At 64.4% G+C, this 12975-nt stretch carries 10 protein-coding genes and 2 pseudogenes; 10 read left to right on the top strand and 2 right to left on the bottom strand.

The window, feature by feature from the left end; translation table 11 throughout:
* Nucleotides 1–7 precede the first annotated feature (7 nt).
* The 6 genes and pseudogenes from BPHY_RS25265 (at nt 8) to BPHY_RS25235 (ending at nt 5627) form a co-directional block, all read left to right on the top strand.
* A complete protein-coding gene (locus tag BPHY_RS25265) occupies nt 8–919 on the top strand; it encodes a LysR family transcriptional regulator (RefSeq protein WP_012404295.1) in 912 nt (303 codons plus the stop codon).
* 185 nt (nt 920–1104) lie between these two features.
* On the top strand, nt 1105–2349 hold the full coding sequence (locus BPHY_RS25260; RefSeq protein ID WP_244257797.1) for an ATP-binding protein: 1245 nt from the start codon (nt 1105–1107) through the stop codon (nt 2347–2349).
* Between the two features lie 164 nt (nt 2350–2513).
* Nucleotides 2514–3269 (top strand): COG4705 family protein, encoded by a 756-nt coding sequence (locus BPHY_RS25255; RefSeq protein ID WP_012404293.1) that lies wholly within the window; start codon nt 2514–2516, stop codon nt 3267–3269.
* A 517-nt stretch (nt 3270–3786) separates the two neighbouring features.
* On the top strand, nt 3787–4614 hold the full coding sequence (locus BPHY_RS25245; RefSeq protein WP_012404292.1) for a MetQ/NlpA family lipoprotein: 828 nt from the start codon (nt 3787–3789) through the stop codon (nt 4612–4614).
* Between the two features lie 214 nt (nt 4615–4828).
* A pseudogene (locus BPHY_RS25240) lies at nt 4829–5128 on the top strand (sulfonate ABC transporter substrate-binding protein); the annotation flags it as partial.
* A gap of 88 nt (nt 5129–5216) precedes the next feature.
* A complete protein-coding gene (locus BPHY_RS25235; RefSeq protein WP_012404291.1) occupies nt 5217–5627 on the top strand; it encodes a hypothetical protein in 411 nt (136 codons plus the stop codon).
* 226 nt (nt 5628–5853) lie between these two features.
* Here BPHY_RS25235 and ilvD read toward each other — a convergent pair whose 3' ends face one another.
* Together ilvD and BPHY_RS25225 are read right to left on the bottom strand one after the other, a co-directional pair.
* Nucleotides 5854–7713 (bottom strand): dihydroxy-acid dehydratase, encoded by a 1860-nt coding sequence (ilvD, locus tag BPHY_RS25230; RefSeq protein WP_012404290.1) that lies wholly within the window; start codon nt 7711–7713, stop codon nt 5854–5856.
* A 170-nt stretch (nt 7714–7883) separates the two neighbouring features.
* A complete protein-coding gene (locus tag BPHY_RS25225; protein ID WP_012404289.1) occupies nt 7884–8909 on the bottom strand; it encodes an alpha/beta fold hydrolase in 1026 nt (341 codons plus the stop codon).
* Between the two features lie 542 nt (nt 8910–9451).
* Between BPHY_RS25225 and BPHY_RS25215 the strand changes: the two genes are divergently transcribed.
* The 4 genes and pseudogenes from BPHY_RS25215 to BPHY_RS25205 all read left to right on the top strand — a co-directional run bounded on the left by BPHY_RS25215 (nt 9452) and on the right by BPHY_RS25205 (nt 12867).
* On the top strand, nt 9452–10495 hold the full coding sequence (locus BPHY_RS25215) for an alpha/beta fold hydrolase (protein WP_012404288.1): 1044 nt from the start codon (nt 9452–9454) through the stop codon (nt 10493–10495).
* 54 nt (nt 10496–10549) lie between these two features.
* Entirely contained in the window at nt 10550–10702 is a 153-nt protein-coding gene (locus BPHY_RS44270; protein WP_407671226.1) for a hypothetical protein, read from the top strand.
* Nucleotides 10675–10911 (top strand): annotated as a pseudogene (locus BPHY_RS39155) (winged helix-turn-helix domain-containing protein); the annotation flags it as partial. The gene BPHY_RS44270 and the pseudogene BPHY_RS39155, both read left to right, overlap by 28 nt.
* A 210-nt stretch (nt 10912–11121) precedes the next feature.
* Entirely contained in the window at nt 11122–12867 is a 1746-nt protein-coding gene (locus tag BPHY_RS25205) for a cytochrome c biogenesis protein DipZ (RefSeq protein WP_012404287.1), read from the top strand.
* The last annotated feature ends 108 nt before the right edge of the window (nt 12868–12975 follow it).

Here is a 12975-nt window from a genome sequence, read left to right as displayed (position 1 = left end):
CTGTGCGATGCGTCCACCGAAGCTCGATCTGAATCTGTTCGTCGTATTCGAAGCGATCTATGACAAGCGCAACCTGACCCGTGCGGCCGAAACGCTGTTCATCACGCAGCCCGCCGTCAGCAACGCGCTCGCGCGCATGCGCCGCGCGTTCGACGATCCCCTCTTCGTCAGCACGCCGACGGGCATGGTGCCGACGCCGCTGTCCGAGAACATCATCGGCCGCGTGCGCGAAGCGCTGCAATTGCTGGAGACGAGCGCGACGGAAGGCGACGTATTCGTGCCGGGCGCATCGGAGCGCACCTTCCGCCTCAGCATGCCCGATCTGACGGAGGCGATCTTGCTGCCCGCGCTCGGCGAAATGCTGCAGCAGCAGGCGCCTGGCATGCGTATCGAAAGCTACTTCACGCCGCGCAGCGAAGTGGCCGCCGCGCTCGCAACAGGAAAGATCGACTTCGCGATCGACGTGCCGCTGATCGACGATCCGCAACTGCATCAGGTGCCGCTCGGCAGCGACCGTTACGCGTGCATGCTGCGTCGTGACCATCCGTTCCCAGGCGATCGGCTCACGATGGACGACTATCTCGCGCTCGGGCACATCCAGGTGTCGAGCCGCCGCCAGGGCAGCGGCCTCGTCGATGCGGAGCTTCACAAACTCGGCCGGCGCCGCCAGCTGCAGATGCGCGTGCAGCACTACATGGTCGCGCCGCTGATCGCGCTGCGCACCGATCTCGCGCTGACGGCGCCCGTGCAACTGCTGCAACGCTACGACGCGCGCATTCTCGAGCTGCCGTTTCCGCTCGCGCAGCTTCAATGGCATCTGTACTGGCATCGCAGCGGCGAGCAGGACCAGGCGAACCGCTGGGTGCGCGGCGAAGTGATCCGCCTGATGCAGGCGATGACCGCGGCGCCTGCCGTGTGACGCAACGGCGGCCAGGCATCGGCGGCAGTGGAAACATCTGGTAAGGAACGGCCTCTTTCCACGGCTGTTCCGCGCATCGGAGACTGCCTCTTCGGGCGAACATCGCTTGAATCGGAAGGCGCGCGTGCAATTTTCAGGCAGACCTTCGCGACGAGACCCAGCGAAACATCGACGTAGAGAAAGACGTGAATACCTTGTTCGCACGAACGGTGCTGGTATCGGTGGCCATGTTGCTTGCCGTGCATATCGGTTATCGGCTGATCGAGTCCGTTTCTTCAATTGCCGCCCGCTCTGCGTCCAGCGCGCCGCGGGCGGGCGCCTCGCAGGCCGCGCTGAACGACGCACTGCCCGATGCCGGCGACACGACGGGCATCGGCCCCGCGCTGTCGATTCGTCCGCGTCTCGTCGATCTCGGCACGCCCGTTGCGCCCAGCCTGCGCACGGCCGTATGGCTGCCTGCCGCGACCCTGTCCATGCCGATGAGCACGCTCGCATTCGCAGACGGCGCGTCGCCCGATATCTGGGACGACACACCCTTCGCGTTCGCGCACGACACGCGCTTCGCGCCGCTGATCCTGTCGCTGCCGGCCGCGTTGATCGCACTGTGTGCGTACTGGTTCTGCCAGATGCGGCGCCAGTTGCGCACGCTCGCGCAAATAGCCCGTAACGCCGACGCGGGCGGCATCGCATCGCGCGTGCCCGAGCGCGGCGTGTGCGACGTGCGGCTGCTCGCGCGCGCACTGAACGATGTGATGGGCCGCCAGAGCCAGGCGCTCGACGAACAGTCGACGGCGCTTGCCGCGTTCTCACGGCAGATCGACGTGCGCCTCGACCTGTTGCGCGCGCGTGCGCTGAACGTTGCGCAATGGCACAAGCGCGTGGGGTTCATCGAGGACATCGATCTGTTTTCGAACGTCGCGCGTCAGTTCGTCGCGATGGCGGGGCGCAGCGAGACCGATGCCGCGCAGGTGTGCGTCGATGCATGGCTGCACGATCGCTTCGTGCACGGCGCCGCGCTCGACGACGCGAGGATCGTGCTGCGGCTGAACGCGGGCGCTGATTTCACGCTGCCGCGCCATGCGCTGGAGCGGCTCGTCGGCAATCTGGTCGGCAACGCGCTGGCGCACGGCGCGCCGCCCGTTGAAATCTGCACGACACGCGGCGTGCGTACCTGGATGCTGAGCGTGCGCGATCACGGCAACGGTATCAGCGAGCGCGACCTCGAAGCGGCGACGCAGCCCTTCGTGCGGCTCGCACCGAACGAGCCGCACGACGACGGCCCCGTCGAACGCGGTGAACATTGGGGACTCGGGCTGTCGATCGTCAGCCGGCTTGCGCGGCATTGCGGCGCAAAGCTCAGACTCGGCAACCACTCCAACGGCGGCCTGTGCGTACGCGTGATCGTGCCGATGCACAAGACCGTTCTATGACACGCCGCTATCCGCGACGCGATGCACCAGACGGACGCGATGCGCGCGCATCCCGTCTAAGGCTCTCTTAAGGCAAGCACTTTTAGTCTGTGGCCTTTTGCGCCGCACGGCAGCACTATTCAGTCGACGCGGCACCCGTCAGCCACTTTCTCGCGCACAGGTTCATGGATACAGCCAGCAAAGCCGTCGCCAAGGTACCCGAGCTCACGCTCGCATTCTGGATCATCAAGATCGCCGCCACCACGCTCGGCGAAACGGGCGGCGATGCCGCGTCGATGTCGATGAATCTCGGCTATCTGATCAGCACCCTCATCTTTGCCGTCATCTTTATCGTCGCCGTGACCGCGCAACTCAAGGCCGACCGCTTCAATCCCGTGCTGTACTGGGTCACGATCATAGCGACCACGACCGTCGGCACGACGCTCGCCGATTTCGCCGACCGCTCGCTCGGCATCGGCTATGCGGGCGGCAGCACGCTGCTGCTGTTACTGCTGTTGGCCTCGCTATTCGTCTGGTATCGGGTGATGGGTTCCGTGTCCGTGACGACCGTGTCGTCGCCGAAGGCCGAAATGTTCTACTGGGTGACGATCATGTTTTCGCAAACGCTCGGCACCGCGCTCGGCGACTGGACGGCAGATACGGCCGGCCTCGGCTACGCCGGCGCGGCGCTGATCTTCGGCGGCTTGCTGCTCGCGCTCGTGATCGCGTACTACGCGACGCAACTGCCACGAACACTGCTGTTCTGGGCGGCCTTCATTCTGACGCGGCCGCTCGGCGCCGTGGTCGGCGATTTCCTCGACAAGCCAATCGCGAATGGAGGTCTCGCGCTGAGCCGGTATGGCGCATCGATCGCGCTCGTCGCGTTCATTGTGGCGTGCGGCACGCTCTTTCGCCAACGGCCGGCGAAGGTTTCGCACTAGCAGGCGCATTGCACGTTTCGTGCATTGCCAGGTTGCGGCAAGCGCAGCCGCCGAGCCGCACATCACAGCAAGCGCGGCGGGTGCACCCGCAATAACGAGCGCCGGCGGCACCACTCGCTCCCCATCGCGACTCTTTGCAATAGCGCCAAAACTGCTTTGATTGTGACCTTTCGTTGGTTCGCTTGCACGACAGGCTTCGTTACATTCGAAGCCTGGATCACACGCGACCATAAGGACAATCGATGGCACGGATTTGGCGCTACGCACGCTTCACTCGGGCACGCACGCCGCCCCGGCGCCGCACGCGCGTCCTGCGCGACTTACTGACAACGTCAGCGGCCGCCCTCGCGCTCTGCTATTTCGGCACCACGCAAGCGGCACCCTTTGCAGTCGCCTCCGGCAACGCGCACCGCACGGCTTGCGCTCATTCGGCATAAGGATAGCGCTCGATATTATTTGTGCGGCCACGAGCGTCTCTCTACGATTTCCGCATCTTCATCCGATGACTCTCTGAACCATGAAAACAACGACAACACTCAAGGCCGCCTTTCTCTGCGCTCTGCTCGGCTTCGGCATCGTGAGCGCACAACCGGCGCTCGCCGCCGACAAGACGGTGCGCGTCGGCATCATGTCCGGCGAAGACGAAGACGTATGGCGCGCCGTCGCGGCGAACGCGGCGAAGCAAGGCATCACCGTCAAGATCACGACGTTCTCCGACTACACGCAGCCCAACGAAGCGCTCGCACAGCACGATCTCGACGCGAATTCGTTCCAGCACAAGCCGTATCTCGATGCGCAGATCGCCGCGCGCCACTATGACATCGTCCCCGTGGGCTTTACCTATGTGCAGCCGATCGGCCTCTACTCGCGCAAGGTGAAGTCGGTCGCCGCGCTGCCGCAGAACGCGATCGTCGGCGTGCCGAACGACCCGAGCAACGAAGGCCGCGCGCTGCTGCTGTTGCAGGCCAACGGGCTCATCAAGCTGCGCCCCGAAGCCGGCGTGCTGCCGACGGCACGCGACATCGCGGACAACCCGAAACACATCCAGATCAAGGAACTCGATGCGGGCATCGTCGGCCGCGCGATCGGCGATCTCGATGCGGCTGTCGTCAACACCGACTGGGCGATCAAGGCGGGTATCCAGATTCCGCAGGAACGCATCGCGCAGGAGAAGGTGGCCGGCAATCCGTATCGCAACTTCATCGCGGTGAATGCGAAAGATGCGAAGGCGCCGTGGGTGAAGACGATCGTCGACAGCTACCAGCAGGCTAATGTCGCTTCGTCGATCCTGACCGTCTATCACGGCGCAACGCTGCCCGCCTGGGACGGTGCGCCGCAGCACTGAGCGCGGCATAGGCTGTACGCGCAGCGGCGTTCGCTTGCGTCTCGCAAGCGAACGCCCTCTCCTTCTTCGGTGCTTCGATCCACCATGCCCATTGTCAAAACTTCCCACGACCGACGTACATTCCTGAAACGCTCGCTGGGCGCCACCGCCGCAGTCGCATCGAGTGCCGTCGTGCCCGCTGCGTTTGCGCAAGGCTCGTCATGTGTGCTGCGCATCGGCAAAGACGTATGCCGCGAAAAATCCCGACGTGATCCGCATCCTGATCGAGGAACTCGACAAAGTCGATCAGTGGGGCAAGCAGAACAAGGATCAGCTGGCTAGCGAACTCGCGCAGCTATGGGGCTTGCGGAAGCCCGTCGTCGATGTGGTGGTGCGCCGTCAGCAGTTCGGCACCGAGCCGATTACCCGCGCGATACTCGCCGAGCAGCAGCTGGTCGCCGACACGTTCCTCGATCTTGGGCTGCTTCCGAAGCCCATCGACGTGTCGAAGGCCGCGCCGCCGAGCCTTGCATAAGAAGCGCGACGCGCCGTGCGTCAGCGGACCCGTTCCGCGGGTTGCCGTTACAATCCAGCACTTGGATCCGACACAGGCACATCGCGCGATGAAATTCCTTTCTGCATCGACACTCGGGACGGCTGCGGCGGCAGCGCTCGCGCTGACGTGCACGGCCGCCACGGCGGCCGCTTCCGGCAGCGTCGACAACCTCAGTTGCGCAATCGGCTATGTGACGGGCGTTGGCGGATCTGCCGACAGCATGCGCGAATACCTGGCGATGCCGGACCGCGACCGCTACCGCTACGTCGCCGATCACCCGATCCAGTGCAAGGTGTCCGACGACGGGCGCGCAACGGGCTGCACCGGCCTCGACAATCTGCGCCACGAGAAAGTGAGCGTGTATGACGAGATCGACAGCGCGACGATTTCCGTCGTCGCGCGCATCGAACTCGAACACGGGCAGACTTACCCCGCGATCATCGTCGTACAGAAGAAGGACGTGCACTGCGACGACTGAAGGACCTGCGCCACCTCTTTCTCCATCGGCACGGTCATTGATCTGCATCCTTCAGCGCGGCTGCGATGTCGGCCGCCATCTGATCGAGCAGTCCACGCAGCGGCACGAAACGCGGGTGCACGAGATGCAGCTCCCGTTCGGTCCGCGCGACAGGCAAGAAAAAGGCCGCTCTGCTGAGCGGCCTTCATCACAAGCGGGCGCGAAGCCCGCCTGGGTACCCTGCGTATCAATCGTCGAGCAACGACAGGTCGCGCACCGCGCCCTTGTCCGCCGACATCACGAGCTTCGCGTACGCCTTCAGCGCCGCCGACACCTTGCGGGGGCGCGGCTTCGCAGGCTTCCAGCCCTTCGCGTTTTGTTCCTCGCGGCGGCGTGCCAGTTCCTCGTCGGACAGCAGCACGTCGATGGTGCGGTTCGGAATGTCGATGCGGATCTTGTCGCCGTCGCGCACGAGTCCGATCGCGCCGCCTGCCGCCGCTTCAGGCGAGCAGTGACCGATCGACAGGCCCGAGGTGCCGCCGGAGAAGCGTCCGTCCGTCAGCAGCGCGCAGGCCTTGCCCAGACCCTTCGACTTGATGTAGCTCGTCGGGTACAGCATTTCCTGCATGCCCGGACCGCCCTTCGGACCTTCGTAGCGGACGATCACGACGTCGCCGGCCTTGACCTTGTCGTTGAGGATGTTCTCGACAGCTTCATCCTGCGATTCCGTCACGTGCGCGGTGCCTTCGAATACGAGAATGCTCTCGTCGACGCCCGCCGTTTTCACGACACAACCGTCGAGCGCGATGTTGCCCGTCAGCACCGCGAGGCCGCCTTCCTTCGAGAACGCGTGCTGGTACGAACGAATGCAGCCCTCGGCGCGATCGAGATCGAGGCTCGGCCAGCGCGTGTTCTGGCTGAACGCGACCTGCGTCGGAATCCCTGCGGGACCGGCCATATAGAAGGTCTTCACGGCTTCGTCGTCGGTGAGCGCGATGTCCCACGCGTTCAGCGCGTCCTTTAGCGTAGGTGCGTGCACTGTCGGCACATCCGTGTGCAGCTTGCCCGCACGTTCCAGCTCACCGAGGATAGCCATGATGCCGCCCGCGCGATGCACGTCTTCGATATGGTATTTATTCGTGTTCGGCGCGACCTTGCACAGCTGCGGCACAACGCGCGACAGACGGTCGATGTCCGTCATTGTGAAGTCGATCCCGGCTTCACGCGCGATCGCGAGCAGGTGCAGGATGGTGTTGGTCGAGCCGCCCATCGCGATGTCGAGCGTCATCGCATTTTCGAACGCCTTGAAGCCCACCGAACGCGGCAGCACGCGCTCGTCTTCCTTCTCGTAGTACTGGCGCGCCAGTTCGACGATACGGCGGCCGGCGCGCTTGAAGAGCTGTTCGCGGTCCGCGTGCGTCGCGACCACCGTGCCGTTGCCCGGCAGCGAAAGGCCGAGTGCTTCCGTCAGGCAGTTCATCGAGTTGGCCGTAAACATGCCCGAGCACGAGCCGCAGGTCGGGCACGCGGAGCGTTCGACTTCGGCCACGTCGGCGTCGGAGTAGGCTTGGTCGGCGGCGATCACCATGGCGTCCACGAGGTCCAGCTTCTTGAACTCGATCGTGCCCGTAGCGGGATTCGCGAGGCGCGTCTTGCCGGCCTCCATCGGGCCGCCGGACACGAAGATCACGGGAATGTTCAGGCGCATCGCGGCCATCAGCATGCCGGGGGTAATCTTGTCGCAGTTCGAGATGCACACCATCGCGTCGGCGCAGTGGGCGTTGACCATGTACTCGACCGAATCTGCGATGATGTCGCGGCTCGGCAGCGAGTACAGCATGCCGTCGTGGCCCATTGCGATGCCGTCGTCGACGGCGATGGTATTGAATTCCTTCGCGACGCCACCCGCCGCTTCGATTTCGCGCGCGACGAGCTGGCCGAGGTCTTTCAGGTGCACGTGTCCGGGCACGAACTGGGTGAACGAGTTCACCACCGCGATAATCGGCTTGGAAAAATCTTCGTCTTTCATGCCGGTGGCGCGCCACAGCGAGCGCGCCCCTGCCATGTTGCGGCCGGCGGTGGAAGTTTTGGAACGGTATGCGGGCATCGTGGTTGTGGGAGAGTTATCGCAGAGAGAAAGCGGGCCACGCGAATAAGGCCCCTCGTGCGCCCGTGCGAACAACCTCGTGAGTCGCGCCCTGGGCAAACTCCGCAATTATCCCACACACGACATACGCGTTCCGGGTGAGTGGCATGGGAGGGCTCCCGATGCGCCCGTCAGAAACGCGCGACGTCGATGATTGCGTCGGCGAATGCCTTCGGCGCCTCTTGCGGCAGGTTATGCCCGACACCGCCGCCGATGTTGCGGTGGGCGTACTTGCCGGTGAACTTCTTCGCGTACGCTTCCGGCTGCGGATGCGGTGCGCCGTTCGCGTCGCCCTCCATCGTGATGGCCGGCACACCGATCGTCGGCGCTGTCGCAAGGCGCTTCTCGATGTCGTCGTACTTCGCCTCGCCCCGCGACAGGCCGAGACGCCAGCGGTAGTTGTCGATGACCACAGCGACGTGGTCCGGGTTATTGAACGATTCAGCCGTGCGGTCGAACGTTGCATCGGAGAAATTCCACTTCGGCGACGCCAGTTGCCAGATCAGCTTGTTGAAGTCATGGCGGTTCGCGTCGTAGCCGGCATAGCCGCGCTCGGTCGCGAAGTAGAACTGGTACCACCATGCAAACTCTGCCTTCGGCGGCAGCGGCGCGCGGTTCGCCTGCTGGCTGCCGATCAGATAGCCGCTCACCGACACCATCGCCTTGCAGCGCTCCGGCCACAACGCCGCAATGATGTTCACGGTGCGCGCGCCCCAATCGAAGCCGCCGAGAATCGCCTTGTCGATTTTCAGCGCGTCCATCAGCGCGATGATGTCGGCGGCGATTGCCGCCTGCTGGCCGTTGCGCGGCGTCTGCGCGGACAGGAAGCGCGTGCTGCCGTACCCGCGCAGATACGGCACGATCACGCGGTAGCCGGCCGCGGCGAGCAGCGGCGTGACTTCGGCATAGCTGTAGATGTCGTAGGGCCAGCCGTGCACCAGAATCACCACCGGTCCATCTGCGGGCCCCGCTTCGGCGTAACCGACGTTCAGCGTGCCAGCGTTGATCTGCTTGATCTGCGCATACGAGCCGACGCTCGATTCCGACCCGGTGGTTTGCGCCTGCGCGAGTCCGCTCAAGCCCAGTTCCAGCAGGCCGATGCCCGCAACGGTCGTTCCCAGCAGACGACGACGCCGTGTGTTGATCTGATCCGACATGTTGATTTTCCCGAGTGAGGTTGGTATGCAAAGCCAGATCGGCTGACATGGATCCATTAAACACGGACGACGTATCTGCGTTGTGTCTGCAATGCCCACGATTGAGTCGCCATGTATCAGACGGGGGTGCAGATACATTGGGATACAAAAAGGGCCGCGAAAATGCAGCCCTTTGCGAGGACATGGCGTGTGCCGGAGTGGCTTTGCGAGCCATCCGCCATCGATAAAGAAGCGATCACGAACGCCGCTGTCGTGGCCGGGATTCATCAGTTTCTGAGCGCGCCCTCACCTGTTGCCTGAGCCAGGCGGGTGCGGCTTGCAGGGACGGCCCGGGCCCCCACCTATACGAACGTATGAGGTCGCCCATCCGCTGGAATCAGCTGCCTGGCTGCAGATTGTATGGAACACATGCACCCCACCGTTTAATCTTTGCATATCGATGTATTGAAGCGGCAACGGCCCGATGCGCTCACGTAGCGAACGGTCGTCCGAACGGCTCTTGCTCTATGAAGAAAATGGACATGACAAAAAAGGAGAACGCAATGCAAGACACGGTGAATCTGCGTCGCCGCCGGTTGTTGGGAACGACGGCTGCGGGCGTGGGACTGCTCGAACTCGGGCTGGGCAACGTCGCGTTCGCGCAGGCGGCGAAGCGCGCGCATGCCGCGAAGAAAGCTGCACACCATACTTCGTTCGACGCGATCAACCAGATCGATGCAGGCACGCTGAACATCGGCTACGTGGACACGGGGCCGAAAGACGGTCAGCCCGTCATCCTGCTGCACGGCTGGCCTTACGACATCCATAGCTTCGTCGATGTCGCGCCGATCCTCACTGCGGCGGGCTATCGCGTGATCGTGCCTTATCTGCGCGGCTACGGCTCGACGCGCTTCCTGTCCAACGAGACCCCGCGCAACGGCCAGCAGGCCGTCGTCGCCGTCGACATCCTCGCGTTGATGGACGCGCTGAAGATCGATCAGGCCATCTTCGGCGCGTTCGACTGGGGCGCGCGCACCGCGTGCATCATTGCCGCCCTGTGGCCGCAGCGCTGCAAGGCGCTCGTTTCCGTGAGCGGCTATCTGATCGGCACACCGGAAGCGAACCGCAAGCCGCTGCCGCCCAAGGCCGAATTCGAATGGTGGTATCAGTTCTACTTCGCGACGGAACGCGGCGAAGCGGGCTACACGGCCAATCGTAACGACTTCAACCGGCTGATCTGGCAACTCGCTTCGCCGAAGTGGCATTTCGACGACTCCACCTATCAGCGTACAGCGGCCTCGTTTGCGAACCCGGATCACGTGGCCGTGGTCATCTCGAACTATCGCTGGCGCCTCGGCCTCGTGCAGGGCGAGCCGCAATACGACGAGATCGAGGGCCGCCTCGCGAAGCTGCCCACCATCTCCGTGCCGACCATCACGATGGAAGGCGACGCGAACGGCGCACCACATCCGCCTGCGGCCGCCTACGCGAAGATGTTCACGGGCAAGTACCAGCATCGCGACGTGAGCGGCGGGATCGGTCACAACCTGCCGCAGGAAGCGCCCCAGGCGTTCGCCGACGCCGTCATGCAAGTGGCACGCCTGTAATACCGGACGCGTTCAACTCGTGCCGCGCCATCCGTCGCATTCCGACCTGACATCATGGACAAACCCGACCACGTTCTGATCGTCGACGCGGATCGCGGCGTACGCGAATTCGTCGCGGCCTATCTGCAAAAATACGGCATGCGCGTCACGCTCGCGTCGAGCGGGCGCGACATGCACGTCGTGTCGAGCGGGACACGCCCGACGTGATCCTGCTCGACCAGTTGCTCAATCTGACCCAACGGCGCAATGCCGAGCCGTTCGACCGTTCGATCGATCTGCTCGTCAGCCGGCTTCGTCAACGGCTCGGCGACGTCGCCCGCGTGCCGCGCTACATCAAGACGCTGCGCAACGAAGGCTATGTGTTTTCGTCGGCCGTCAAGGCCGTCGAGGAAATGCGCGAAATGCAACACGCCTGACGCGACGGCGCGCCTTCACGCGCAGCCGTGGCGTTCGTCTTGCCTCGTTTGTATCGCGATGTATCCGGCACGCGCCGCCGATACATCGCGATACGCAAACCGCCCTCCTGAAATTCGCCGGATACATGCGTGGCCTCTAATCCTGCACAAGGCCACGCGATGCGTGGCCAACCGGTTGAACCATCCATTGCGGATCAGGAGGTCGTTTTCATGTTACTCATCGTCATCGCGTTTCTCGGCGGGGTGCTCACGATCCTGAGCCCTTGTATCCTGCCCGTCGTGCCGTTCGTGTTCGCACGCTCCGACCGGCCGTTCGTCACGGGCCGGCTGCCGCTGCTCATCGGGCTCGCCGTCACCTTCGCGGTCGTCACGGGCGTCGGCGTGGCGGGCCTCGCGGGTGCTGCGCGGTTGAGCCACTACGGTCGCGGGGTGTCGCTCGCGCTATTCGCCGTATTCGGTTTGTCGCTGCTGTTTCCGGCGCTGTGGACGCGCGTGTCGCGCCCGTTCTTCGACATCGGCAACCGTGTCGAAGCGTTCTCGCATGCGCAGGGCACGCGCTTTCAGGTGGTCTCCGCGCTGCTGCTCGGTGCGGCGACAGGCCTGCTGTGGGCGCCGTGCGCTGGACCAATTCTCGGTCTGATCCTGACGGGCGCCGCGTTGCACGGCGCAAGCTGGACCACGGCAGCGGCGCTGACGGCCTACGCGTTCGGCGCGGCCAGTTCACTCGCCGTCGCGTCGGGACTCGGCAAGCAGGCGCTCGACGGACTCAAGCGCTCGCTCGGCTTCGGCGAGCGCGTGCGCCGCTTCATGGGCGCGCTGGTGCTGCTGAGCGTCGTGGGCATCGGCTTCGGTTTCGATACGCGCGCCCTCGCGCATGTGCCGTCGACCTCGACGACGGGCGTCGAAAGCCGCCCGGTGGGCCTGCTTTCCGCCGATGGCGGCAGCCGTCCGCACCTGCAGCGTGTCAGCGTGCAGACGCCTTCGAAGCTGCCGGTGGAAGGCACGCTGCCCTCGCTCGACGGCGCGCAAAGCTGGCTCAACTCGCCGCCGCTCACGGCCGACGCGTTGCGCGGCAAGGTCACGGTCGTCAACTTCTGGACGTATTCGTGCATCAATTGCCTGCGCACGCTGCCGTATCTGAAAACGTGGTCGGACCGCTATGGCCAGGACGGTCTCGTGGTGGTCGGCGTCCATACGCCTGAGTTCGCGTTCGAGCGCGATCCGTCGAACGTGAAGCGCGCCGTGCGCGATCTCGGCATCCGCTACCCCGTCGCGATCGACAATGGCTACGGGATCTGGCAGGCGTTCGGCAATCAGTATTGGCCCGCGTTCTATATCGTCGATGCGCAAGGCCGCATCCGTTATCACCATTTCGGCGAAGGCGGCTATGGCGAAGCGGAAAAGGTCATCCAGCAACTGCTGGCCGACTCGGGACACACGATGCCGACGGGCGATCTGCCGCCCATCCACGGGGCCGGCGCGCAGGCGGCCGCCGATGCGTCGAATGTCGAATCGGGCGAGACATACGTCGGCTATCAGCAGGCGCGCGGCTTCGCGTCGCCGCAGGACATCCGTCCCGACGATGCCGCCTCGTACAGCATCCCGTCGCAATTGCCGCTCAATAGCTGGGCGTTCGGCGGCAGATGGATCGTCGGTGGCGAAGCGGCCGTAGCGAGCGAAGCGAATGGACGCATCGCGTATCGCTTCCATGCACGCGACCTGCATCTCGTGCTCGGACCCGGTGCGAATGGCAAGCCTGTGCGCTTTCGCGTGACGATCGACGGCGCAGCACCCGGCGACTCGCACGGCGCCGACATCGCAGCCGATGGAACCGGCGTGGTGACGAGCGCGCGGCTCTATCAACTGGTGCGCCAGCACGACGCCGTGCGCGACCGGACCTTCACGATCGAATTTCTCGATCCGGGCGTGCAGGCCTTCTCGTTCACGTTCGGCTGACAGCCGCGCCGAGCTTCTTCCCGCGCCACTGCGCCGTCGAGGCGCAGTGGCGTTGGTATTTGGGAAGCCGCAAGCGGTCCCTTCCATGCAGAGGCGTCTGCAAAACAG

This window comes from Paraburkholderia phymatum STM815, from assembly GCF_000020045.1.
Lineage (GTDB): Bacteria > Pseudomonadota > Gammaproteobacteria > Burkholderiales > Burkholderiaceae > Paraburkholderia > Paraburkholderia phymatum.
This window is presented reverse-complemented; position numbering and strand designations above follow the sequence as displayed.

Bases quoted from the DNA above. Each gene is read 5' to 3' on its own strand.
- BPHY_RS25265 (WP_012404295.1), top strand. From the start codon at position 8: ATGCGTCCACCGAAGCTCGATCTGAATCTGTTCGTCGTATTCGAAGCG.
- BPHY_RS25255 (WP_012404293.1), top strand. From the start codon at position 2,514: ATGGATACAGCCAGCAAAGCCGTCGCCAAGGTACCCGAGCTCACGCTC.
- BPHY_RS25245 (WP_012404292.1), top strand. From the start codon at position 3,787: ATGAAAACAACGACAACACTCAAGGCCGCCTTTCTCTGCGCTCTGCTC.
- BPHY_RS25235 (WP_012404291.1), top strand. From the start codon at position 5,217: ATGAAATTCCTTTCTGCATCGACACTCGGGACGGCTGCGGCGGCAGCG.
- ilvD (WP_012404290.1), bottom strand. From the start codon at position 7,713: ATGCCCGCATACCGTTCCAAAACTTCCACCGCCGGCCGCAACATGGCA.
- BPHY_RS25225 (WP_012404289.1), bottom strand. From the start codon at position 8,909: ATGTCGGATCAGATCAACACACGGCGTCGTCGTCTGCTGGGAACGACC.
- BPHY_RS25215 (WP_012404288.1), top strand. From the start codon at position 9,452: ATGCAAGACACGGTGAATCTGCGTCGCCGCCGGTTGTTGGGAACGACG.
- BPHY_RS44270 (WP_407671226.1), top strand. From the start codon at position 10,550: ATGGACAAACCCGACCACGTTCTGATCGTCGACGCGGATCGCGGCGTA.
- BPHY_RS25205 (WP_012404287.1), top strand. From the start codon at position 11,122: ATGTTACTCATCGTCATCGCGTTTCTCGGCGGGGTGCTCACGATCCTG.